Here is a 24,398-nt window from a genome sequence, read left to right on the forward strand (position 1 = left end):
CTTCTCTATGAATTTTTCGTAAGTTTTGATATAATAGGACAACGACGTCAAAAAATGGTAGGTGTATGAGAAATGGCGAAAAAAGACAGTAATGTCATTGCTCAAAATAAGAAAGCATCCCATGACTATCATATCGAAGAAACATTTGAAGCTGGGATGGTATTGCAAGGAACGGAGATCAAGTCAATCCGTGCTGGTAAAATGAATATTAAAGATGCGTTTGCTAAAATACAAAACGGTGAAATCTACTTATGGAATGCACACATTAATACCTATGAGCAAGGTAATCGTTATAACCATGATCCGCTGAGAACGAGAAAATTATTGCTTCATAAAAAGCAAATTAACCAACTGATAGGCGCTTCAAAGGAAGAAGGGTATGCAATCGTTCCATTGAAAGTGTATATTAAAAATGGATTTGCTAAAGTATTAATCGGTCTTGCGAAAGGTAAGAAGAAGTTTGATAAACGTGAAGACTTGAAAAAGAAAGATGCAAAGCGTGAAATTGAACGTGCCTTCCGTGACAAGCAGCGAGTTTAAGTTTAAATACCTAGTGCTCGTTTAAGTACGTTAATTTGCAAGATGCTTTACTGTGTCATCGGTTCATAGAGTTTTTTGGTTTACAATATTTGTCATTTGAAAAGTACTCTAGATATGCTATAATGTAATTCCAGAGGGCGAGATGATCGCTTCTGGATTACAACTAGCTCTTGTAGCTTACTTCTGTTTTAGCAGTTGCGTCTGAATAAGTCGCATATGCTATTTATAATCTGGGGACGTTTTGGATTCGACAGGGGTGGGTTGAGCTTAAGTTGCGAGTCGAGGGGGTCGGCCTCGTTAAAACGCCAACGCCTATAACTGGCAAAACTAACAATAACTTCGCAGTAGCAGCTTAATAGCGCTTTGCGGTTCCACCCTCCATCGCCCATGTGGTAGGGACTGGGACTCACTCTAAGTGGGCTACGCCGGCTGTCCTCCGTCTGAGGACGAAGGAAGAGATTAATCAGACTAGCCTTACCGAAGCCTGTTACTGGGCTGACGTAAGTGCGAAATGCTAATACAGTAACTACACTCGTAGAAGCTTAGGTGTCGACATTCTTGGACGTGGGTTCGATTCCCACCGTCTCCACCAACATATTATGAAAAAGACCACCGTGTTAGGTGGTTTTTTTCTATTTTATAAGATTGTGGGATAAATAATAGGCTTGAATTGGAGCATTCGCCGATATATTAAAAGTTACGCCGAAATATTTGAAATTGCGCCGATATAATGAAAGTTACGCCGATATATTTAAATTTACGCCGATATATTGAAATCAGTGTATTTTATTCAAAGTAACTACGTAAATTTACATAGATTTAATGATTTAAAAAAGGTTATTTGATGCTTTATGAAGAAATTCTCCTCAAAATGATAAGGAGAGTGAGCATATTGATTAAAAAAGAACATAAGATTCCAAAAAATATACAGAAACTAGAGGCTTTACTAAGACGCCTTGCTGCTGACCATCCGAAAAGGCCGCAAATAGAAAAGGTGCTAGCAAAGGCTACAGCTGGATTCAAAGGTGAAAAGTCAATTGATTACTATTTATCATTCCTTCCTGAAGATCAATTCCACTTTCTTCACGGTCTGAGATTACTCTCTAGTGGTACAAGGTATTTTCAAATGGATACATTGATTTTATCGCCAAGATTTATCCTTATACTGGAAGTGAAAAATATTACAGGGTCTTTATTTTTCGACAAAACTCATCAGCAGTTAATCCGAAAAGTTAAGGATAGAGAAGAGGCTTTTCCTGACCCGTTATTACAAGTTCAGAGACAAAAGTTACAACTTGAAAATTGGTTAAAAAAGCACAAATATCCCGATTCAATACCTGTTCGAACACTAGTTGTTATTAGTAATCCCTCTACAATAATTAAAGAAGCCCCCAATCAAGAGGTTCTTCATGCCCAAGGCCTCCCGGATAAAATCCATCAAATAGATCAATCCTTTACAACCGATGTTCTCACTTTTAAAGAAATGAAAAAAATGGAGACTACGCTAATTAAAAAGCATGTTCCACTGGAAAAAGATATTCTTTCCCAGTTTAGTATTATGCGCGAAGATATAAAAAAAGGAGTGCACTGCCCAGAATGCTTCCATATCCCTATGATACGAAAAAGAGGGAAATGGCATTGCAAAAAATGCTTAAATGAAAATCAAGAGGCTCATATTGCAACGTTAAAAGATTATTGTCTGCTAATTCATAAAACCCTTACTAACAAGGAAGCTAGAGAATTTCTTAATATTCAATCTGATTCAATTGCTAAACATTTAATCTATTCTTTGAAACTTAAGTCAACAGGTAAAAATAAAGGGAGACAATATATACTTGAATTTCCTGAAGAATAACTCCTCTTCCTTATCCCAAAGAACTCATTTTTGTTATTACTTTGAACTCTCAAATCGCCTGACTCTTATCCTCCACGTGCACTTCCCGCCGTAACTCCACTCGAATCCAAACCACCATCAGCAGGGCAATTAAAATAAGTCCACAAATCGTCAGTACGATCCCCGTCCACTCAAAATTCACCCAGATGACACCACTGCTCGTTCCAATCACACTAGATCCTAGGTAATAGCAAAGTAAATAAAGAGATGCCGCTTGAGATTTATAATTCGTGGCTAATTGACCAACCATACTGCTTGCGATCGAGTGACTGCCGAAAAATCCGAAAGTAAAAATAGCGAGTGCCAACATAATGAGCCAAAGGTTGGAGCTTAACGTTAATACCGCACCAACGAGCATAATAATAATCGTTACCGGAAGCATTGTTTGCTTACCGAACTGGTCGCTTACTTTACCCATATACGTTGAACTAAAAGTTCCTACTAAGTAAATCAGAAAAACGAGCCCAATCATCGTTTGACTTAAATGATAAGGAGCTTCCATTAAAACGAAACTGATGTAGTTATAGACAGTGACAAAGCCTCCCATTAAAACAAAAGAGATAATAAAAAGTCCTAATAGTTTTCGGTCTTTCAATTGAGACACCAAGGAAGGAATTAGCTTTTTTATCGTATATTTACTTCGCGTTGAATTCATGTCTGTAGGTAACATCGTCCAAAATAAAAGACTCAACAATATACTTACTCCACCAATGGCACTGACGGCAATTTGCCATGAAAACCAGTCAGTCAATGCCCCGGTAATAAGTCGACCAGACAGGCCACCGAGAGTAGTGCCGCTAACATAAATGCCCATGACCACACCGAGTGTCTTCGGATGGAACTCCTCACTCACATACGTCATCGCAATGCCAGGGAAACCAGCAAGTGCAAGACCTTGTAATGCTCGAATCGCAAGGAGACTTGTAAAATTAGAGCTGAAAGCAGTTAATATACAAAGCAATGAGGAGAGAAGTAATGCCCCTGTCATCATTCGTTTCCGTCCGGTTGAATCAGAAACAATCGCAGTTACTAACATCGTCATGGCTAGAAATCCTGTTGTAATCGATAGTGCAAGACTTGCAACTGCGGGTGTAACATCGAATTCATTTGAAAAGACAGGTATTAGTGTTTGCATGGAGTATAAAATCATAAAGCTGACAAAGCTTCCAGAAAACAATGCAATGATCGTTTGATAATAACTTGAATGATCTTTTGTAATGTAAGTCAATGAATTTCCTACCCCTTTTTTAAGTCTGTGCTTTAATCATACTTTTGACAATTTATAACTTCAAATATAATTTTTTATGCTTTATACAAACATGACTTTTGAGGGTAAGAGGTTTCAGCATTAATAGTTAAAGGTTTAGTTTTAGTGGCTGGCTGAGGAGTTAGTTTAATACTTGAAAGAGATGGACTGGATGAAACAGAAATTTCAAGGTTAGATGTAATGTACCATAAGTACACACGATCTATTGCAGGAGATTGGGTAGAAAGTAGGTATATGCCTCAGTTTGTTCAATGATTTAAATATATTGTAAGAAACCACATTTAAAGTAATAGTAAATAAGTACTATTTGTATAGTGTTTTCATTTACAAATTTTTAATGCTTGTGTATTCTTATATAATAAAACAATATTTTACATATATTCCGATCTTTACAATGAGGTCGTATGGGGGATTACGATGAATGAGAATCATGCTTTTCGGTTTGTCGGTTGTCGTCTTAAAAACGATATAGTTAATGAACAAGGAACGTTATTACTTAAAGAAGGCACGATTTTAAACGAGCAGCACGTCCAGCGCTTACTTGATATGGGTATTGATATAGAAAATTATAAGATGAATTTAGTGCCTGTTATAGGGTCCACTCTCCTGGCACCTTTTCAGCAAGATTTATTACTAAATAATACAGTTGGAGAAATACGAGAAATTTTTTCAAAAGTCAAAGATAACGATACAGTTCTTCTTGAAGTGGAAGAGAAAGTGTTACCTGTCGTTGAACAAATCTCCTTAAATTATGATTTATCAACACTAATGAATGGAATCCTTAGCAAGGATGATTATACGTATCGACATAATATTGGGGTTTCCGTTCTGGCTTCACTGTTAGCCAAATGGCTTGGATATTCTCAAGAAGAGATAAATATCATCTCACTCGGAGGCCTTTTGCATGATATTGGGAAGTTGAACGTTCCTGATGATGTCTTACAAAAAGAAGGGCCGCTATCAAACAAAGAATATGAAACTATTAAAAAACATCCAGTTTATGGGTGCGATATCTTAAAGAAGTGTGGCCACTTTAGTGATGAGATTTGTTTGATGGCATTAGAGCACCATGAACGGGAAGATGGAAAAGGGTATCCATATGGAAAAGCAGCGAATGAAATTCACCGATATTCAAAAATTATTGCCATCGCAGATATTTTTCATGCGATGACATCGGACCGTGTTTATAGAGGTCAGATTGCGTTGTACGAAGTGTTAAAGCAAATGAAGAGTGAGGCGTTTGGGAAGTTAGATCCGAAAATGACCTATCTATTCATTCAACGAATTATGGAGATGTCAATTGGTAACCATGTTTTTTTAAATGATCATTCAACCGGTGAGATTGTATTTATTCATCATGATGATCCAATTAATCCTGTTATTAATATAGCAGGTGAACTTGTTGATTTAAGGTATTCACAACAGTTTATCGTCTCATTTGTGTCAGTCACCAAACAGAGTGAAATAGCATAATGATAAGCACAGGATTTTTCCTGTGTTTTTTTGTATTATACAATCAAATATTCATTTGAATGTTTGATTGTATCGCGTTATGATAAGGATATACATTCAAATAATCGTTTGAATATGAGAGGTGATAGGTTATGGCAAAAGGAGATCAATGTGAAGTTTTTCAATATGATTCGGAAAAAGTAAATCGTTTAACAACATTAATGAAAGAAGAACCTTTTGATGTTACAGCGAAAATTTTTAAAGCACTAGCGGATGAAACGAGATTAAAAATTACCTTTCTCTTAGCTTCCGAAGAAGAGTTGTGTGTATGTGATATCGCAACGATTATTGGATCCTCTACAGCAACAGCGTCTCATCATTTACGATTACTTAAAAATATAGGGTTAGCGAAATTTCGTAAGGAAGGAAAGTTGGTCTTTTATTCACTTGACGATGACCATGTACAACAGTTAATTCTTAATGGCTTAGAACATGGAAAAGAGGGGAAAGGGTATGAATGATACAGAAAAAACGTACCGTATCCAAGGATTTACGTGTGCCAATTGTGCAGGTGTCTTCGAAAAAAATGTAAAGGAGCTTCCGCAAGTTTCCGATGCCAAAGTAAACTTTGGAGCTTCAAAACTAAAAGTGTATGGAGAAGTCTCTATTGAAGAATTGGAAAAAGCTGGTGCTTTTGAGAATTTAAAGGTGTATCCGGAAAGAGAACGACAACTGGAACAAAAACCTTTTTGGAAACAACAACATTTTATTCAAACTGTCATTTCCGGACTTCTTTTAATTATCGGATGGGCACTTGTTTTACAAAGAGGAGAAAGTAACGGCATAGCGATAGGTGTTTTTGTGTCAGTCATGGTGATTGGCGGCCATCAATTATTTTGGCAAGGTTTAAAGAATTTAACTAAGTTTCGCTTTGATATGAAAACGCTAATGACGATTGCCATTATTGGTGCAGCCCTCATTGGAGAGTGGGGAGAAGGCGCAACGGTTGTTTTTTTATTTGCCATTAGTGAGGCACTTGAACGGTTTTCCATGGATAAGGCGAGACAGTCAATTCGTTCATTAATGGACTTGGCTCCACGCACAGCAACTGTTATTAGACAAGGAGAAATGATTGAATTACCTGTCGATGAAATCGAGGTAGCCGAGATTATGATTGTAAAGCCGGGGCAGAAAATTCCGATCGATGGAACTGTTCAGCATGGGGTTTCTACGGTCAATCAAGCAGCGATTACAGGTGAATCGATCCCTGTTGCAAAAAGCGCAAATGATGAAGTCTATGCTGGAACGTTAAACGAAGAAGGCTTGCTGGAAATTAAAGTAACAAAACGAGTGGAAGATACGACGCTTTCTAAAATTATTGAGCTTGTTGAAGAAGCGCAAGCCGAGCGTGCGCCTTCCCAGGCATTTGTCGATCGTTTTGCCAAGTTCTATACGCCGCTCATTATGCTTGTTGCCTTAGGAGTTGCTACGGTTCCACCTCTATTTTTTAATGCAGATTGGTCGACATGGGTGTATCAAGGATTAGCAGTGCTAGTTGTCGGTTGTCCGTGTGCACTTGTTATTTCTACACCTGTATCAATCGTAACAGCGATAGGAAATAGTGCTAGAAATGGGGTTCTCATTAAAGGTGGCGTCTATTTAGAACAGCTCGGTTCTATTCAAACGATCGCCTTTGATAAAACTGGAACCTTAACAAACGGTGTTCCTGAAGTAACGGATATTGTTGCTGTTAAACCATATACGGAGCAGGAAGTGTTGGAAATTGGCGCTTATTTAGAAAAAAGTTCAGCGCACCCTCTAGCTTCTGCTATTATGAAACGAGCTTCACAAGTAGGAATTGAAGTTTCAAAGCAAAAAGTCGTCAATTTTCGTTCGATTACGGGAAAAGGAATTACGGGATTCATTAATAATGAAAGTTATTATGTAGGTAGTCCGATCTTTTTTAAAGAGCTAAAAATAGAGGTTCCAACCGATGTGCATACCTTGCAGCAACAAGGGAAAACCGTTATTTTAATCGGTAAGCAAAACGAGCTTCTTGGTTATATTGCTGTATCTGACCGGATCCGTACTTCAAGTTCTGCTGCGGTTCGTCGTTTAAAACAGTTAGGTGTTAAAAATTCAATCATGCTAACAGGGGACAATGAAGAAACGGCGAAAGCGATTGGGGAGGAACTTGGAATCGATCAAGTGCAGGCACAACTTTTACCAGATGAAAAATTAAAGTATGTTAAACAGATGAAGGAAAAGGGGCAAGTTGTGATGGTTGGTGATGGTGTGAACGACTCACCTGCATTAGCGACAGCAGATATTGGAATTGCGATGGGCGGTGCCGGAACCGATGCAGCTCTAGAGACGGCAGATATCGCATTGATGGGGGATGATTTAAGAAAACTACCTTTCGCGATTCGGTTAAGTCGGAAAACGTTAATGATTATCAAGCAAAATATTGCCTTTGCCCTTGGGTTGAAAGCGTTGGCGCTATTACTCGTCATTCCTGGTTGGTTAACACTTTGGATTGCGATATTTGCGGATATGGGCGCAACTTTGCTTGTTACGCTAAATGGTTTAAGGTTATTGCGTGTGAAAGATCAAGAATAGGCATCATTTTTGAAACTGCCACGTCCTTCGTTATAATAAGAAGAAGACGAACGATATTGAGGTGAAAATTGTGGACGAAAAGCTAAAACAACAATTAGATGGTTTATTAGAAAAATACACTGAGCTATTACTGGGTGTTGAGGATGAAGCGTTAAAAGAAAAAGTGCAAGCCTGGGCTCTGTATACGCATATCTCAAAGAGTATGCCACCGCTTGCGAAACATTGGAATGAGCAATACCCAGAGGCAAAAGAAAAGATGAAAGAACTCGTGTCTGAAATCCAAGCATTGAACCAAGAACACAGAAAAAATAATAGCCCGAAATCCTAAGAGGACTGAGAGGACGTTATTGTAGTTAAAAACTTCAATTTTTAAACTTTAGCGGACTGAGAGGACGCTATTTAGCTAAAATGACTTAAAATTAGATAAATTAAAGCCAAATAAGGGTATCTCAGACCGCTAACATGTGGAAATTCAGTGTTTTCTAATAAATAAGGGCTTTTCAGTCCGTTTAAATTACAGAGAAGAGGCAATCAGAATGGTGATTGCCTCTTTTTCCGTTAATTGGAACCCGGAGCTACTAAACGAATGCTTGCGTTTACCTTGTATACCTTGGCCAAGGTGTCACCAGCTCGCTATTACTTAGAAAATGAACCCGGTATATGCCGATGTTAACTTGTTGCTCGTTCGTCTACGCTTGTCTCCAAACAGCAGGCACCTTTCCCTTTTCTACTCCTAGCTATAAGGGAACTGACTGCTGTAACCAGAAAACTGTTGGTAGGCTTGATCAAGCTGTTGTTGCGATGCAGCATCAAAGCTGTACCACCCTTTTTTAAACATGACGTTGAACAATTCACGCTGACAATCTTGCGTTTCGTTACAAATCGCATTAATATCCTTGTATAATTGTTCATGACTTGCCTCATTCATTGCATAACTATAAGAAGCCGTCATATACTTTTCAGTAGCTAGTACATCATTAATAAAGTCACGATCGGACATTTGCGGTGTTTTAGGAACTTGTGTTTCAGGGTTTTCGATTTTTGTTTGTTGGCTCATGCAGAAACCCTCCTGTTATTGAAGTGCTTGATTCATTTGATTTTGTTGAGTTTGAAAATGTTGCAAAATCCGTTCATAATGCTGCTTATGCATTTGCCCAGCTTTCTCAATCGCGCCCTTCACTTCAGGGTCTGTACATTGTTGGGCAAAAAAGTGGCACTTCTTCATTGCAAGTAAGTTCCAAGAAAGCATGTCAGAAATGTAAAGGTGGTCTTTACTAGTAACGACATTTGGGGGTTGAGGCATGACTGCTTGTTGCTGGTTCATAGGCATTTGTTGCTGTTGATTTTGTTGTTGCTGCTGCATCATAAGTGTAGCCTCCCTCATACGCCACATGTTTTTGTATCCTTAAAGATACACCTTTATCGTGCAACAAAGATAATCAAACGATACATGGGAGCTGCTAACAGGGCAAAAAATAATTATTAATTTTCAGAAATTACCCTTGCTAAATGCAACAAAATTCGATATAGTTATGTTAGTAGAAAAGTTATTGCGCAATTCAATATTTTTTTAATAGAAAAATGAATGAGTATTCATTCAAATGTTTCAGGAGAAGGAGGACAAATATGGTTCGTCAAATTCGTAAAGCAGCTGTACTAGGATCAGGTGTCATGGGATCAGGGATTGCTGCAGTATTAGCAAACGTAGGAATTCCAACGCTATTGCTGGATATTGTACCTCGTGAAGTAACAGAAGCAGAAGCAAAGAAGGGGTTAACTCTTGAAGATAAAGTTGTCCGCAATCGATTGAGTGCAAATGCGGTTCAACAACTTTTAAAACAAAAACCAGCACCTTTAACGGTGAAAGATAATAAAAACTTAATTTCAGTAGGTAACTTTGAAGACGATATGCAACAACTTGCAGATGTCGATTGGGTGATCGAGGTTGTTGTTGAAAATTTAGAAATTAAGAAAAAAGTATTTACTCAAGTAGATCAATACCGTAAGCCAGGTTCGATTATAAGTTCTAACACATCAGGGATTTCAGTTGAGGCGATGGCAGAAGGACGTTCTGAAGATTTCAAAGCAAACTTCTTAGGAACACACTTCTTTAATCCACCTCGTTACTTAAAGTTATTAGAGATCATCCCAACTAATGACACAAATCCTGAAATTGTTTCATTCATGAAAGCGTTTGCTGAAGATGTTCTTGGAAAGGGTGTTGTTGAGGCGAAGGATACGCCTAACTTTATCGCAAACCGAATTGGAACATATGGACTGTTAGTAACGGTCTCAGAAATGCTTAAAGGTGAATATTCAGTTGGTGAAGTCGACTCTGTAACAGGTCCACTAATTGGACGACCTAGCAGTGCAACGTTTAGAACATTAGATGTTGTTGGTTTAGATACATTCTTGCACGTTGCAAAGAATGTTTACGATCAAGTTGAAGGTGAAGAAAAAGAAGTATTTGATCCTCCTGCATTTATGCGTGAAATGGCTGCAAAAGGTTGGATCGGTGCGAAGTCAGGTCAAGGCTTTTTCTTAAAACAAAAAGGTGAAAAAGGAAAAGAGATCTTAGAGCTTGATCCTAATACACTTGAGTATGGACCACGCAAAAAATTAAAAACAGCTTCAACCGAAGCAGCAAAACAAGCTAAAGGTTTATCAGCAAAAATTAAAACATTAGCTTATGCAGATGACCGTGCAGGACAATTAATTTGGAACTTAATCAAACCAGTATTAATTTACTCTGCAGAAAAATGCTACGAAATCGCAAATGATGTTCAATCTGTCGACCAAGCAATGAAGTGGGGCTTCGGTTGGGAGCAAGGACCATTTGAACTTTGGGATGCAATTGGTGTTGAAAAATCCGTTGCTAAGATGGAAGCAGAAGGCGCTACAGTTCCAAGTTGGGTAAAAGATATGCTTGCTTCAGGTAAAACAAGCTTCTATTCAGAAAAGAGCTTCTACTATGAAGGTGATTATAAAGCAATTGAGCAAAACAAAAAGATTATCCACTTAAAATCTTTAAAAGAAGATAACAAAGTGATTTTCAAAAATTCAGGTGGAGCATTAATTGATTTAGGAGATGGCGTTGCTTGTCTAGAATTCACTTCTCCAAATAACTCGATTGGATTAGATGTAATCCAAATGATTAACAAGTCAATTGATGAAGTAGAAAAGAATTATAAAGGTCTAGTCATTGGAAACCAAGCGAAGAACTTCTGTGTTGGTGCAAACTTAATGATGGTGCTTATGGAAGCTCAAGATGATAACTTCTTCGAGATCGATATGGTTATCCGTCAATTCCAAAATGCAACTACAAGAATTCGTTATGCTTCAAAACCAGTCGTAACGGCACCATTTGGAATGACTCTTGGTGGTGGAGCTGAAATCTGCTTACCGTCAGCGAGTATCCAAGCTTCTTCAGAAACATATATGGGTCTAGTTGAAGTTGGTGTTGGACTAATTCCTGGTGGTGGAGGTAACAAAGAACTTTACCTTCGTAACTTAGAAGGACATGTACCAGGTTCAGATCTTCAAGCGGTTGCAAACCGTACATTTGAGACGATTGCAATGGCTAAAGTTGGAACATCTGCACACGAAAGTGGTGCGAATGGGTTCTTAAGTGATCGCGACGGTGTAACGATGAATGCTGACCACGTTATCTATAATGCGAAACAACAAGCTATACATTTATATGATCAAGGATATAAAGCACCAGCTCGTAAACCAATTCCTGTTGTTGGTGAAACAGGTTATGCGACATTATTACTTGGTGCAAAAACAATGCAATATGGTGGCATGATTTCAGACCATGATCTAAAGATCGCTCAAAAATTAGCATTCGTTATTGCTGGTGGACGTGTTCCTAAAGGTAGTCTAGTGGATGAGCAATACTTGTTAGATCTAGAGCGTGAAGCATTCTTAAGCTTAGTTGGTGAGCCAAAATCTCAACAAAGAATGCAATACATGTTAACTAAAGGGAAGCCATTACGCAATTAGGATGAATGGAGGGAAGACACTTGAGAGAAGCGGTTATAGTAGCTGGTGCTAGAACACCAGTCGGAAAAGCAAAAAGAGGAACACTTGCCAATGTAAGACCGGATGATTTAGGTGCATTAACAATAAAGGAAACATTAAAGCGTGCAGGCGATTTTGACCCAAGTAAAATCGATGACGTAATTATGGGTTGTTCAATGCCTGAAGCAGAACAAGGAATGAATATGGCACGTAATATCGCAGCTTTAGCTGGATTACCAAATACGGTACCTGCCATCACCATTAACCGATACTGTTCTTCAGGTTTACAGAGTATTGCTTATGCATCTGAGCGTATTATGCTTGGACACTCTAAATCAATTATCGCAGGTGGAGCAGAATCAATGAGTCTAATCCCAATGGGTGGACACGTGATTGCCCCTAACCCTAAATTAGTTGAAGAAATGCCTGAGTACTATATGGGTATGGGTTACACGGCGGAAGAAGTGGCAAAACGTTTTGAAGTTAGCCGTGCTGACCAAGATGCGTTTGCGGTAGAAAGTCACCGTCGTGCAGCCAATGCTATTAAAGAAGGTAAATTTGAAGATGAAATCGTTCCAGTGGATGTAACATTACGTTCAGTGGGTGCGGACAATAAATTAAAAGAAAAACAAGTAACGTTCAGTGTCGATGAAGGTGTACGTGTAGAGACAACTATCGATACATTAGGAAAGTTACGCCCTGCTTTCCATCCAAAAGGATCTGTTACTGCAGGTAACTCTTCTCAAATGAGTGATGGAGCAGCAAGTGTCCTTGTAATGGACCGTGAAGAAGCTGAAGCTAATGGTCTCGCTCCAATTCTTAAATTCCGTTCATTTGCAGTAGCAGGTGTAGCACCTGAAATTATGGGAATTGGTCCAGTTGAAGCTATTCCTAAGGCTCTAGAAATTGCTGGATTAAGCCTTTCTGATATCGCATTATTTGAATTAAATGAAGCATTCGCTTCTCAATCATTACAAGTAGTTCGTCACTTAGGTCTAGATCTAGATAAAGTAAATGTAAACGGTGGAGCAATTGCTCTAGGTCACCCGCTTGGATGCTCTGGTGCAAAACTTACACTAACACTTATGAATGAAATGAAACGTCGTGGTGAACAGTTCGGTGTCGTTACAATGTGTATCGGTGGCGGAATGGGAGCTGCAGGTGTCTTTGAATTAATAGGTTAATAGAAAAGCGGAAGCGGAAGCAGCTTTGTCTGCTTCCCTTATAAAAGATTATCTTTTTGTTTCAAATAACAAATTGGGGGAATGAATGATGAGTAACGTAAAAAATGAAGTTTTAAAAGGCGGAAGCTTTTTACTTGATGATGTTTCTGCAGAACAAGTTTTTACTCCAGAGGACTTTTCTGAAGAGCATATTATGATTGGTAAGACGACTGAAGAGTTTGTTTATGGTGAAGTTCGCCCTCACCTTGAAGAAATCGAAAACCATGACTTTGAAATTTCTCGTCGTCTATTAACACAAGCTGGTGAGCTTGGACTTTTAGGTGCAGACGTACCAGAAGAGTACGGCGGACTTGGTTTGGATAAAATCAGTTCTTCAGTAATTACTGAAAAATTTGCTGGTGCTGGTGCATTCTCATTAAGTTACGGTGCACACGTTGGTATCGGATCGTTACCAATCGTATTTTTCGGTAACCATGAGCAAAAGTCAAAATACCTTCCACTTCTAGCTTCAGGTGAGAAAATTGCTGCTTACGCATTAACTGAGCCGGGTTCTGGTTCAGATGCATTAGGTGCAAAAACAACTGCTGTATTAAATGAAGCAGGAACTCACTATGTATTAAACGGTCAAAAACAATGGATTACAAACTCTGCATTTGCAGACGTATTCGTAGTCTATGCAAAAATCGATGGTGAGCACTTCACTGCATTCATCGTAGAAAAAGCATTCGATGGCGTTTCTACAGGTCCAGAAGAGAAGAAGATGGGTATTAAAGGTTCTTCAACTCGTACATTAATTTTAGAAGATGTTCATGTACCAGTAGAAAACTTACTTGGTGAAGTTGGCAAAGGTCATGTTATCGCATTTAACATCTTAAACGTTGGTCGTTACAAGCTTGGGGTAGGTACGATCGGTGGATGTAAAAAAACGCTTGAGCTTGCTGCTAAATATGCGAATGAGCGTAAGCAGTTCAAACAACCAATTGCTAAATTTACTTTAATCCAAGAGAAATTAGCAAACATGGCTGTAGGTACGTATGCAGCTGAGAGTTCCATCTACCGTACAGGCGGACTTTTCGAAGATCGTTTAGGTGGATTAAGTGAAGAAGAGCAAAAAGATGGCCGTAAAGTAGCAGACGCTATTGCTGAATACGCTATCGAGTGTTCTTTAAATAAAATTGTAGGTTCTGAACAATTAGACTACAATGCTGATGAAGCTGTTCAAATCCACGGCGGTTATGGATTTATGGCTGAGTACGAAGTAGAGCGCATCTACCGTGACTCTCGTATCAACCGTATCTTTGAAGGAACAAACGAAATCAACCGTCTATTAGTTCCAGCTACAATTCTTCGTAAAGCAATGAAAGGCGAGCTTCCTTTACTTGAGCAAGCAATGTCTCTTCAAGAAGAATTAATGATGATGATGCCTGAGGAAGTTGGAACTGAGCCATTAGAGCAAGAAAAGTATTTACTAAAAATGGCGAAGAAGATCTTCTTAATGGTAGCTGGTACTGGAGCTCAAAAGTATCAACAAAAGCTTCAAAACGAGCAAGAAATCTTATCTAACGTGGCAGACATCGTTAGTGAAGTATTCAACATGGAATCTGCTATCCTTCGTACAGAAAAAGCGATCAACCGTAATGGTTTAGATAAAAATGAGCAAAAAGTACTTTTAACTGAAGTATATTGCCAAGAAGCATTCAACCGTATCGAAGCGCATGCTAAAGAGTCATTAGTAGCTATGCAAGAAGGCGACACTCTTCGTACAATGATTTCTATCTTACGCAAATTAACTCGTCATACTCCAATCAATGTAATTGCGAAGAAGCGTCAAATTGCTGAGGCTGTATTAGCTGAAGAGCGTTACGTAATTTAATTTTAACTTGTTATTCAATTTTGGAGCTTTAGTTCCAAAAACATAATAAAACCTCCTTTCTACAAGGAAGCATTCTCCTCTCTACTAAGATCAAAGAAGTCCCAAAATGGGGCTTCTTTGACGTGTTACCAAAATACGGTTTATTCCGGTACCAGGTACCTTTAGCTCTGTAGTGCGGTAAAGGTACCTGGTACCGGTGCTTTTAGTTGTTAATTGATGCTATTTAAGGAATAATAAATGTAGAAAGTGCACCTATGTGGATTACTGCAATACGGATAATTTGGAAGGGAGAGAATAAAGATGAGTTTACAGTTTTACTGGTATCCCAATTGTGGAACTTGTAAAAAGGCAAAGAAGTGGTTTGATGACCATGAAGTGGAGTATGAAGCTATACATATCGTTGAACATCCACCGAGTCGAGAGGAATTAGAATCTCTCTATAAAAAAAGTGGATTAGAAATTAAGAAATTTTTTAATACGAGTGGTAAAAAGTACCGTGAACTCGGTTTGAAAGATAAGGTAAAGGAAGCATCTAATTCCGAGTTGTTAGATATTCTTGCTACCGATGGAATGCTAATCAAACGACCGATCGTAACGGATGGAGAAAAAGTAACGGTAGGATTTAAAGAAGAAGAATTTGTAGTAAACTGGAAAAAATAACTAGGGTTGTATAACGCTACTAATATATTATATAGTAACGATGAACACTGAAATAATTGGAGGGAATTACGTGAGTTTACCAAAAGAGTTAAAATATTCAGAAGAACATGAGTGGGTAAAAGTTGAAGGAAATAAAGTTCATGTCGGAATTACAGATTTCGCACAATCCGAGCTAGGCGATATCGTATTCGTTGAACTTCCAGAAGTCGGTGATGAAATTACAGCGGATGAGCCATTCGGCAGCGTAGAATCAGTTAAGACAGTTTCTGAGCTTTACGCACCCGTAAGTGGTAAAGTTGTCGAAATTAACGAAAATTTAGACGATGCTCCTGAGCTAGTAAACGAATCGCCATACGAAAAAGCTTGGATGATCGTTGTAGAGCTATCAGACGAGTCTGAGTTAGATAACTTAATGACAGCTGAAAAATATCAAGAAATGATTAGTGAAGACTAAGTTAAGTTTGATCGAAAAATGGAGTAGCTCTTGAGGGCAATTTCAATAACCACGCATAAAATTGGCTGACACTTCAGTGTTATCAACTTCTTATTAGGGCTCTTTTGCATCCGATAAGCTTGTTGAAAGACACGTGTCAGCCTTTTTGTGTACGCGTATAAGCCAATAACACTTCCCATTAGTCGTTGGTTTGAAAAACATCCTTTTAGGGAAATGTAAAAACAACCGCCCGAGAAAAGGAGGTTTTGTTTGATGATTGAAAAAGAAATGAAAAAAGTTGATGTTACGAGCAAAGTGGATGGAAAACTAGAAAATGGTGCGATGAATTTATACATGGATGATGCTCGTATCGGTAAAATTATTATGACAAATCAAGGCAATCAGTATGAAATGGCTGAAGGGTTTGAGTTCGATAGTAATAAAGTTTACCGTTATGAAAATGCTCATCCAGAAAAACAAGAGAAATACGTTGATGATTGTGACTTAGGGTGGTGCTAGGAAAAAGCGGGGGTAATAGCCCCCGCTTTTTTGCATTATAAACAAGCAGGATCTAATTTTTTTCTATTGCCTTATAGGTCTATTCATCATAAAATGAATTAAACTAATAATGTTTATCGGATTTAGGGGGATTAATATGAAAGAAATTCCAAAGTCATATGTTAGAACCAATCAGTATGTGATGGTTGTCCTAACCTTATTTTCAATTTTACTTCAAAATGTATCATTACTAGCACTTACTTTATTAATCGTGTTATTACCGCTTTTATTTGGGCCTAAGGCAAATATTACATTTAATGTGGCCAAGGTGCTGATAAAAGACGTTTCTAATGAAGAAACGGAAGCAGCAGAGCTGCAACGATTTAATCAAATTATTGCAGCAAGCTTATTAAGTATTGCGTTGATTGTGTTACTGACAACCGGACATTGGTTCGGATGGGTTCTGGTTGGAATGGTTACTGTAGCAGCTTCAGTCGCTTTGCTCGGGTTTTGCGTCGGATGTTTTATGTATTTCCAGTTTAAGAAATTAAAGTATGAGATGAAAAAATGAGGTGGCTGCTGTCGCCTCATTTTTTTTTTTGTTTAAAGAAGAAGTTTATTCTTGTTTGAAACTGTTGGAATAAAAGTAGCGGATGCCAGGGTCTTATACCTATAAAATTCATAATTATTTTTGAACGTAAAGGACTCAATAGCCGTTCTGTTCTGTACCAGGAATCAAGTGGTTTATTAGTGATTTATGTGTTTAACTCCTTGAAGTGCTACCGCTTAAAATTGGCTGTTTTCTTTAAAATTTCGGTTTCACCGCCTGATTGGATAAGTCGAACTCATCGTCTTTCGTTTCCTAAGCATTTTCAAAAGGGCTTTCTTTTATAAGAACGATTTCAAGGAATGTTTCCCTCGAAATGTCTCCTCTATGGACATAACCGTAATTTTACAAAAAAATAATGAGGCAAAACTCTAGGCAAACTCGAAATAATTGACTATTATATTTAGGGTAGCGAAATTAATTTCGGGGAAGGTTTGTAGCATGTCAAAATTTATTGGCGATTGGGGTAATCAGCTCAAGAGCTATAACAAAAATGTTCGGTTATTTTTACTCGCATCCTTTTTAGTGAATGTCGGAATGGGCATTTTCATGATCATTTACAACTATTATATACGTGAACTCGGATATGACGACCAGGTAAACGGGAAAGTAATTGCAATGACAGCGATGGCGTCAGCAATCTTTTTATTACCAGCTGGAATTATGAGTGATAAAGTAGGTCGAAAAAAAGTTATATTAGTTGGGGCAATATTTGCTTCTGTTACGATGTTATCACGATCTGTAATAGAAGCGGAATCGCTGCTTCTTGTTAGTGCGTTTGCCACAGGGATTTTTATGTCGTTTATTCAAGTGTCTTCTATACCGCTTTTAGCGGAAAACTCTACAGAAAAGCAAAGGGTTCATTTATTTAGTTTTAATTTTGCCCTAATCATGGTTGCAAATGTTATAGGGAATGCATTAGGTGGTACGTTAAGTGATGTCTTACAGGCATTATTTTCGCTTAGTGCGTTGTGGAGTGTACGAATTACATTGCTCGTCGGGTCCATATTTTTCTTTACATCTCTCATTCCAATTATGAAGATTAACGAAGAAAGAAAACTTAAGACCGAAAAAACAGCAGCAAGTTCATTTAAAAATATCTTTAAAACACAAAAGTCCGGGCTTAAAATGATCGCTCTTTTTGCCATTGCGCAGTTAATTATTGGCTTTGGTTCCGGTCTTGTTATTCCGTATTTGAACATATATTTTACAGACCGCTTTGAAATTAGCAAATCACTTGTCGGTATTATCTTATCTTTAGGTCAAGCGATGACAGCCGTTGCGTTTATGATCGGTCCTGCTGTTGTAAAACGTTTTGGTGAAGTTCGTGCGGTAGTTATTTTACAATTAGCATCGTTACCTTTCCTTTTACTTACAGCTTATACAGAAAATTTATGGTTGGCCGTTATTGGTTTCCTTTTCCGTCAAGCCTTAATGAATGCCGGGAACCCTATTCAGATGTCACTAATGATGAGAAGTGTAGATGACTCGATTAAGGGGTTAGCGAACTCAGTTGGGCAAATGGTATTCCAGCTCGGTTGGGCAGTCATGGGGCCTGTTTCGATGACACTTGTTATGATGTACGGGGCGTATCACGGATATGCTATCGTTTTTACCATTACAGGTTGTTTATATTTGATTGGTTCGGTTTACTTTTATTTAGTATTTAGAAAAGTTAAATAATCATTTATTTAAAATCTATTGACAACAAAATTCGACACATGTTATTATTCTTTCATTGATTAAAGTAATTTAATAGCTGCAAGCTCTTATCTAGAGTGGTGGAGGGACTGGCCCGAAGAAACCCGGCAACCTTTGAAAACATGAATTGTGTTAAGAAAGGTGCTAAATCCTGCAAGGTGAAATGCCTTGAAAGATGAGAGAAAGGACACTAACATTGTGACTAAACCTTTCTGTTCATCTATGACGGGAAGGTTTTTTTTATTAGTCCCAGCAATTAAACTTTAACAATGACGTAAGAAGACGTAGTGTTGAAGGTTGTTGTCGGCATTAATACGAGTAAACAAATAGGAAAAATAGAGATAAATAACATAGGAGAGAGAAATAATTATTAGGAGGGCACCATGATTCATTTAAGTGGCATACGGAAACTGTTTAAAACGAAAGACGGCGTTGTTACAGCGGTCGACCGTGTAGATTTAGAAATTAAAGAAGGCGAAATATTTGGAATTATCGGTTATAGTGGTGCTGGAAAAAGTACGTTAATTCGTATGTTGAACAGTCTCGAACGCCCAACAGAAGGAACCGTTACCGTTGCAGGTAAAGAGCTTTCGTCGTTAAAAGGAAAGTCTCTACGTAAAGCAAGACAAGAAATTAGTATGATTTTTCAACACTTTAACTTATTGTGGTCGAGGACTGTTAGAGAAAATATTGGATTTCCTCTAGAGATTGCAGGTGTGCCAAAAGAAGAACGTCAAAAACGAGTCGATGAATTAATTAAACTTGTCGGTCTTGAAGGAAGAGGGGGATCGTATCCTTCTCAGCTCAGTGGTGGACAGAAGCAACGGGTTGGAATTGCTAGAGCGCTTGCGAACAATCCGAAAGTTCTCCTTTGTGATGAAGCAACTTCGGCATTAGACCCGAAAACAACCGATTCGATCCTAGAATTACTCGTAGATATCAATAAAAAACTTGGCTTAACGATCGTACTCATTACACACGAGATGCATGTCATTCGAAAGATTTGTCATCGTGTCGCTGTAATGGAAGCAGGTAAAGTCGTTGAGATGGGGCCTGTTCTGAATGTATTTAAAAACCCGCAAGCTGGAATTACAAAACAATTTGTAAAACAGGTAACAGATCCAGAGGAAACGAAGGACACGATCTCTCATATTATTGAAGATGAATCAGGAAAAGTCGTTCAATTAAGTTTTATAGGGGAAGAGACGGAAAAGCCCCTCATTACGAAAATCATTCGGAAGTTTGATATAGAAGTAAATATTCTACAAGGTAAAATTTCGCAGACGCAAGAAGGGGCATACGGAACACTGTTTATCCAGATTGATGGAGATGTCGTAGAAATTGATCGTGCGATTGCTTTCATTCGTGAAGAAGGAGTACAAGTGGAGGTGATCGATCATGTTTAATGAATGGTTTGCAAAAATGAAATGGGACAAGTTGTGGGAAGCAACGGTCGAAACCATTTATATGACATCAATTTCCGTTGTAGCCACATTCGCCATTGGGCTTGTTTTAGGACTTATCTTATATTTAACAAGTAAAGGAAACCTGTGGGAAAACCGTCCCGCTAATTTAATCGTAAGTACGATTGTCAATGTATTCAGGTCTATTCCTTTTATTATACTAATTGTACTGCTCATTCCATTTACGAGAATGCTAATGGGGACGATGTTAGGAGCGAATGCAGCGTTACCTGCTTTAATTATCGGTGCGGCTCCTTTCTACGCTCGTATGGTGGAAATCGCCTTAAGAGAAATTGATAAAGGTGTTATCGAAGCTTCACAATCGATGGGAGCAACAAACTGGCAAATTATTTATAAGGTGTTAATTCCAGAGTCTTTACCTGCATTAATTTCAGGGATCACGGTTACAGCGATTGCTTTAGTAAGTTACACAGCAATGGCGGGGGTTATCGGTGCTGGAGGTCTGGGTCACTTTGCCTATTTAGAAGGTTTCCAAAGAAACAATACAACTGTAACGATGGTGGCAACAATCTCAATCTTATTGATCGTATTCATTATTCAATGGATTGGAGATTATTTCACATATAAAACTGACAAACGTTAATAAGGGGGAAAAAAGAAATGAAAAAGTTCTTAAGTTTAATTGGCGCTGCAGCAATTTCATTATCATTAGTAGCATGTGGTGGTGGTGCTGAAGAGCCACAAACAGAAGAAACACCAGGAGAAGAAGCAGCTCAAGAAGAGAATGTTAAATTAGTCGTAGGGGCATCAGCTGTTCCACATACAGAAGTGCTTGAATTTGCTGCTCCACTCTTAGCTGAAAGAGGAATTGATCTAGAAATTAAAACATTCACGGATTATATTTTACCAAACCAAGCATTAAATGAAGGCGAGCTAGATGCAAACTACTTCCAAACACCAGGCTATTTAGCAATGCAAATTGAAGAGTTTGGTTATGAGTTCGAAAGCATTGGGCCAATTCACGCTGAACCTATTGGGGTTTATTCAAAAGAATACAGTAGTTTAGACGAGCTGCCTGATGGTGCAAAAATTATCATGAGTGATTCTTTCAGTGACCACGGTCGTATTTTACCTATCTTTGAGCGTGCAGGTGTCATTGAGTTAGACGTTGAAGAAGGACAATTAGCGCAACGTGAAAATATCGTGTCAAACCCGAAAAACTTAGACTTCACAACACTTGTTGAAGCAAGATTACTTGCTCCATCATTTGAAAGTGGTGAAGGTGACGCTGTTGTTATTAACACAAACTATGCTCTTGAAGGTGGAGTAGATATCGAAAGTTACGGTATTGCCTTTGAAGGACAAGATGTTCTTCAACCAAACTTAATCGTTGTTCGATCTGAAGATGTAGATCGTCCAGAGCTCCACACTTTATTTGAAGTATTACGTTCTGAAGAAGTTGTAAACTTCATTCTTGAAACGTATGACGGTGCAGTTATTCCATGGAGTGAGTAAGATAAATTTTAAGATCAACCCAGTGGCGTTGGAAGTAATATTCCAATGCCACTTTTTTAATTTTTTAAAAAGAAAATTTATCAAGGGCCTGAGAATAACAACAGTAATAATGAATAACTCTTGAAGCAGATGATGAATTTCGAAATCGCGAAAATGGCATGCGAGTTTTATACATGAAATGGAAATACAAAGGAATAATAGGAATGTTAAAGGTGTTCAGATAAAAAGGAGGTACATAGACATGGAACAAAACCAAAATCAAGATAATCAGCAAGACAGTGTCATTCAAATGGCCTTACAAGAGTATAAAGAAGGTTTAGGACAATTCTTGCAAAAAATGCCTGATGTCGCTGGGAAGTTTAATGAGTTTACAGAAGCGTGCTTTAAAGAAGGAAAATTATCCAAAAAAGAAAAGCAGCTGATTGCATTAGGAATTAGTGTCGTTTCACAAGATGAATATTGCATTATTTATCATACAAAAGGTTGCTTAGATGAAGGATGCAGTGAAGAAGAAATTCTCGAAGCCTTAGGTGTTACTGCAGCATTTGGTGGGGGAGCAGCGATGAGTCAGGCTGTAACTTTAGTTCAAGAAGCTATTTCAGAGTTAGGTTCTTCAGATAAACAAAAGAACCATTAAAGGAGTGAAGCGCTACGATTTCGCTCACCTCCTTGCGATAAGTCAACTTTGGCTCATTAACATTCACCGTGTTTCTTTTATCTTATACGGTGCGCTCCAGTCCATACGTCGCTAAACGGGCGCTTGCGATTTTCTTTTTCTATTTTCAATCTGCGAGTAATAAAGAGTATATGTGCTAAATTGTATAGCATTGATATGTGAGAAAAGGTGAGTATGCATAACGACACATTGTCAGAAAATTTCACATTATATCGCAGTTGGGTAGAAATCGTTTGAATGATATGATTCTTTATAGAGTAAGCGTAACTGAAGCACTCAACTTAAATTGATTGCAAACTGTCAGTTACCTTATAAAAAAGAAAGGATTGATTTATTATCCACATGATTCAAACGAATTACACAGGCGACATGGAAAAGGCGATGCAACAGAACCACGGAATTGGTTACGAGGAGTACAATCGCAGCCTGGAGAAGCGCTTAGAAATTGAAAAAGCGCGCGAAAGAGACTATAAACGTTCCATTAAACTAGCTATTGAATTGAAACAACGTTAAAATAAGATAAGCAGAAATAGAGGCTGACTCTTTTGTAATGAGTCAGTCTCTTTATATCGTAGTTTTCTGCATGAGATAAATAATCGTTTTAAGTTTGCAACAGAAACGGACTCACAGGCCGTTATTTCATTAAAAAGAATGCTTTTGGGGACCGTAACGGACTCAAGAGCCCTTATTTAGGACTTTTTGCTGTGTATTTTAATGATATTAAGCAAATAGGCGCCTCTCAGTCCGCTCAACTCTTAATCAGGTGGGTTTGGTTAAAATAAGGTCCTCTCACTCCTCTAAAATAGGAGATACAAAGTTAGTCTGTGTCTCGAACAATAGGAGTTTAACCGTTTTCATACTGTGGCGGCACCAAGTCCATATACAACTAAACCTTTGCATGTTTCACTGTATAGCTGCATGTGCCATCGGTTCAGCAAACGTGTCCGAAAAGCAGGAACAATTTGCTGTTTCACCAGCGCTTGTCGTCGATAGCTAGACATTTCCACGTTTCACTGTATGACATTGCAGCTGAGTTGAGAAACTAGTATTAGGTTGGACAAGGTCACAAAATACTTTCTATACATAAATATATAAAAAGTGTATAAATGTTATTAAAAAAGTTGAACTTACTTTGGATTTGATATAAGATTGTAATGAGAATAAATTGAGAATAAACAAAAGCACTTCTTTCGTCAAGAGAGGAGTGTAATCTTAGATAAAATATTGGAGGTAGTAAAGAATGACAGCACCATACTTAAAGATTGAAAATCTTCATGTAGCAATAGAAGGTAAGGAAATCTTAAAGGATTTCAACCTAGAAATTAAAGGTGGAGAAATACACGCGATCATGGGACCAAACGGTACAGGTAAATCTACATTAGCATCTGCACTTATGGGTCACCCTAAATATGAAATTACAAGTGGTAAAGTCACTTTTAACGGTGAAGACCTTTTAGAAATGGAAGTAGATGAGCGCGCTCTAGCTGGTCTATTTTTAGCAATGCAATATCCAAGTGAAATTAGTGGGATCACGAATGCGGACTTCCTTCGCTCAGCGATCAACTCTCGTCGTGAAGAGGGAGACGAAATTTCATTAATGAAATTTATCCGCAAATTAGATGAGAAAATGGATTTACTTGAAATGAATCAAGAGTTCGCACAACGTTATTTAAATGAAGGTTTCTCTGGTGGAGAAAAGAAACGTAATGAAATCCTTCAATTAATGATGCTTGAGCCAAAGATTGCCGTTTTAGATGAAATTGACTCAGGTCTTGATATCGATGCACTTAAAGTAGTATCTACAGGTGTAAATGCAATGCGTGGAGAAGAGTTTGGCTGTCTTATCATCACTCACTACCAACGCTTACTGAACTACATCACTCCTGATAAAGTTCACGTTATGATGCAAGGCCGTATCGTAAAATCTGGTGGAGCTGAACTTGCTGAACGTTTAGAAGCAGAAGGTTACGACTGGATTAAAGAAGAACTTGGCATTGAAGATGAAAAAGTAGAAGCATAAGGTAGTGAGGAG

Annotated in this window: 23 protein-coding genes, 1 other RNA gene and 1 riboswitch; of the genes, 21 read left to right on the forward strand and 3 right to left on the reverse strand. The window is 38.1% G+C overall.

All coding sequences use genetic code 11. The annotated features are described in order from the left end of the window. Window positions 1–72: 72 nt before the first annotated feature. The 3 genes from smpB (at window position 73) to ACNSTQ_RS01950 (ending at window position 2,395) form a co-directional block, all read left to right on the forward strand. Window positions 73–540 (forward strand): SsrA-binding protein SmpB, encoded by a 468-nt coding sequence (gene smpB, locus ACNSTQ_RS01940; protein ID WP_418198166.1) that lies wholly within the window; start codon window positions 73–75, stop codon window positions 538–540. A gap of 232 nt (window positions 541–772) precedes the next feature. Next, window positions 773–1,132, forward strand: a transfer-messenger RNA (tmRNA) gene (gene ssrA, locus ACNSTQ_RS01945). A gap of 300 nt (window positions 1,133–1,432) precedes the next feature. Continuing rightward, window positions 1,433–2,395: a nuclease-related domain-containing protein gene (locus tag ACNSTQ_RS01950; protein ID WP_418198167.1), complete on the forward strand. Its 963-nt coding sequence runs from the start codon at window positions 1,433–1,435 to the stop codon at window positions 2,393–2,395. Between the two features lie 49 nt (window positions 2,396–2,444). On the opposite strand, the gene ACNSTQ_RS01955 is transcribed toward ACNSTQ_RS01950, so the two are convergent. After that, a complete protein-coding gene (locus ACNSTQ_RS01955) occupies window positions 2,445–3,662 on the reverse strand; it encodes an MFS transporter (RefSeq protein ID WP_418198168.1) in 1,218 nt (405 codons plus the stop codon). Window positions 3,663–4,118: 456 nt separating this feature from the next. Here ACNSTQ_RS01955 and ACNSTQ_RS01960 point away from each other — a divergent pair, with 456 nt between their 5' ends. The 4 genes from ACNSTQ_RS01960 to ACNSTQ_RS01975 all read left to right on the forward strand — a co-directional run bounded on the left by ACNSTQ_RS01960 (window position 4,119) and on the right by ACNSTQ_RS01975 (window position 8,100). Next, window positions 4,119–5,174: an HD-GYP domain-containing protein gene (locus ACNSTQ_RS01960; protein WP_418198169.1), complete on the forward strand. Its 1,056-nt coding sequence runs from the start codon at window positions 4,119–4,121 to the stop codon at window positions 5,172–5,174. A 131-nt stretch (window positions 5,175–5,305) separates the two neighbouring features. After that, window positions 5,306–5,674 (forward strand): ArsR/SmtB family transcription factor, encoded by a 369-nt coding sequence (locus ACNSTQ_RS01965; RefSeq protein ID WP_418198170.1) that lies wholly within the window; start codon window positions 5,306–5,308, stop codon window positions 5,672–5,674. Further along, entirely contained in the window at window positions 5,646–7,772 is a 2,127-nt protein-coding gene (locus ACNSTQ_RS01970) for a heavy metal translocating P-type ATPase (RefSeq protein ID WP_418198171.1), read from the forward strand. Before ACNSTQ_RS01965 ends, ACNSTQ_RS01970 begins: the two co-directional genes overlap by 29 nt. Window positions 7,773–7,842: 70 nt before the next feature. Then, complete coding sequence (locus ACNSTQ_RS01975; RefSeq protein ID WP_418198172.1) at window positions 7,843–8,100, forward strand: DUF2573 family protein; 258 nt, start codon at window positions 7,843–7,845, stop codon at window positions 8,098–8,100. Between the two features lie 405 nt (window positions 8,101–8,505). Here the strand turns inward: ACNSTQ_RS01975 and ACNSTQ_RS01980 are convergent, their stop codons facing one another. Together ACNSTQ_RS01980 and ACNSTQ_RS01985 are read right to left on the reverse strand one after the other, a co-directional pair. Then, window positions 8,506–8,829: a spore coat protein gene (locus tag ACNSTQ_RS01980; protein WP_418198173.1), complete on the reverse strand. Its 324-nt coding sequence runs from the start codon at window positions 8,827–8,829 to the stop codon at window positions 8,506–8,508. Window positions 8,830–8,844: 15 nt separating this feature from the next. Continuing rightward, a complete protein-coding gene (locus ACNSTQ_RS01985; RefSeq protein ID WP_418198242.1) occupies window positions 8,845–9,135 on the reverse strand; it encodes a hypothetical protein in 291 nt (96 codons plus the stop codon). Window positions 9,136–9,398: 263 nt separating this feature from the next. Here ACNSTQ_RS01985 and ACNSTQ_RS01990 point away from each other — a divergent pair, with 263 nt between their 5' ends. From ACNSTQ_RS01990 to sufC, 14 genes are all read left to right on the forward strand, one after another. Beyond that, window positions 9,399–11,777 carry a 3-hydroxyacyl-CoA dehydrogenase NAD-binding domain-containing protein gene (locus ACNSTQ_RS01990; protein ID WP_418198174.1) on the forward strand — a complete coding sequence of 793 codons (2,379 nt, stop codon included), beginning with the start codon at window positions 9,399–9,401 and terminating at the stop codon, window positions 11,775–11,777. 20 nt (window positions 11,778–11,797) lie between these two features. Then, window positions 11,798–12,979, forward strand: a complete 1,182-nt coding sequence (locus ACNSTQ_RS01995) for an acetyl-CoA C-acetyltransferase (protein ID WP_418198175.1) — start codon at window positions 11,798–11,800, stop codon at window positions 12,977–12,979. A gap of 88 nt (window positions 12,980–13,067) precedes the next feature. Then, window positions 13,068–14,852: an acyl-CoA dehydrogenase family protein gene (locus tag ACNSTQ_RS02000; protein WP_418198176.1), complete on the forward strand. Its 1,785-nt coding sequence runs from the start codon at window positions 13,068–13,070 to the stop codon at window positions 14,850–14,852. Between the two features lie 300 nt (window positions 14,853–15,152). Next, window positions 15,153–15,512 carry an arsenate reductase family protein gene (locus ACNSTQ_RS02005; protein WP_418198177.1) on the forward strand — a complete coding sequence of 120 codons (360 nt, stop codon included), beginning with the start codon at window positions 15,153–15,155 and terminating at the stop codon, window positions 15,510–15,512. Window positions 15,513–15,582: 70 nt separating this feature from the next. Continuing rightward, complete coding sequence (gene gcvH / locus ACNSTQ_RS02010) at window positions 15,583–15,966, forward strand: glycine cleavage system protein GcvH (RefSeq protein WP_418198178.1); 384 nt, start codon at window positions 15,583–15,585, stop codon at window positions 15,964–15,966. A gap of 252 nt (window positions 15,967–16,218) precedes the next feature. Continuing rightward, window positions 16,219–16,464, forward strand: a complete 246-nt coding sequence (locus tag ACNSTQ_RS02015; RefSeq protein WP_418198179.1) for a YusG family protein — start codon at window positions 16,219–16,221, stop codon at window positions 16,462–16,464. A gap of 136 nt (window positions 16,465–16,600) precedes the next feature. Continuing rightward, window positions 16,601–17,014: a DUF4395 domain-containing protein gene (locus tag ACNSTQ_RS02020; protein ID WP_418198180.1), complete on the forward strand. Its 414-nt coding sequence runs from the start codon at window positions 16,601–16,603 to the stop codon at window positions 17,012–17,014. A gap of 477 nt (window positions 17,015–17,491) precedes the next feature. Then, window positions 17,492–18,733 (forward strand): MFS transporter, encoded by a 1,242-nt coding sequence (locus tag ACNSTQ_RS02025; RefSeq protein WP_418198181.1) that lies wholly within the window; start codon window positions 17,492–17,494, stop codon window positions 18,731–18,733. An 83-nt stretch (window positions 18,734–18,816) separates the two neighbouring features. Beyond that, window positions 18,817–18,933: riboswitch (SAM riboswitch) on the forward strand. A gap of 201 nt (window positions 18,934–19,134) precedes the next feature. After that, the gene (locus tag ACNSTQ_RS02030) at window positions 19,135–20,157 is read left to right on the forward strand and encodes a methionine ABC transporter ATP-binding protein (RefSeq protein ID WP_418198182.1); all 1,023 of its coding nucleotides are present in this window, start codon (window positions 19,135–19,137) and stop codon (window positions 20,155–20,157) included. Further along, the gene (locus tag ACNSTQ_RS02035) at window positions 20,150–20,818 is read left to right on the forward strand and encodes a methionine ABC transporter permease (RefSeq protein ID WP_418198183.1); all 669 of its coding nucleotides are present in this window, start codon (window positions 20,150–20,152) and stop codon (window positions 20,816–20,818) included. The genes ACNSTQ_RS02030 and ACNSTQ_RS02035 overlap by 8 nt, the downstream gene beginning before the upstream one ends. A gap of 17 nt (window positions 20,819–20,835) precedes the next feature. Continuing rightward, the gene (locus tag ACNSTQ_RS02040) at window positions 20,836–21,690 is read left to right on the forward strand and encodes a MetQ/NlpA family ABC transporter substrate-binding protein (protein WP_418198184.1); all 855 of its coding nucleotides are present in this window, start codon (window positions 20,836–20,838) and stop codon (window positions 21,688–21,690) included. Window positions 21,691–21,931: 241 nt separating this feature from the next. Further along, window positions 21,932–22,327, forward strand: a complete 396-nt coding sequence (locus ACNSTQ_RS02045; protein ID WP_418198185.1) for a carboxymuconolactone decarboxylase family protein — start codon at window positions 21,932–21,934, stop codon at window positions 22,325–22,327. 381 nt (window positions 22,328–22,708) lie between these two features. Further along, window positions 22,709–22,879 carry a hypothetical protein gene (locus ACNSTQ_RS02050; protein WP_418198186.1) on the forward strand — a complete coding sequence of 57 codons (171 nt, stop codon included), beginning with the start codon at window positions 22,709–22,711 and terminating at the stop codon, window positions 22,877–22,879. Between the two features lie 727 nt (window positions 22,880–23,606). Next, window positions 23,607–24,386: a Fe-S cluster assembly ATPase SufC gene (gene sufC, locus ACNSTQ_RS02055; protein WP_418198187.1), complete on the forward strand. Its 780-nt coding sequence runs from the start codon at window positions 23,607–23,609 to the stop codon at window positions 24,384–24,386. The last annotated feature ends 12 nt before the right edge of the window (window positions 24,387–24,398 follow it).

The sequence above is a fragment of the Alkalihalobacterium sp. APHAB7 genome, from assembly GCF_048323755.1.
In the GTDB taxonomy this organism is placed as follows: Bacteria; Bacillota; Bacilli; order Bacillales; family Bacillaceae_F; genus Alkalihalobacterium.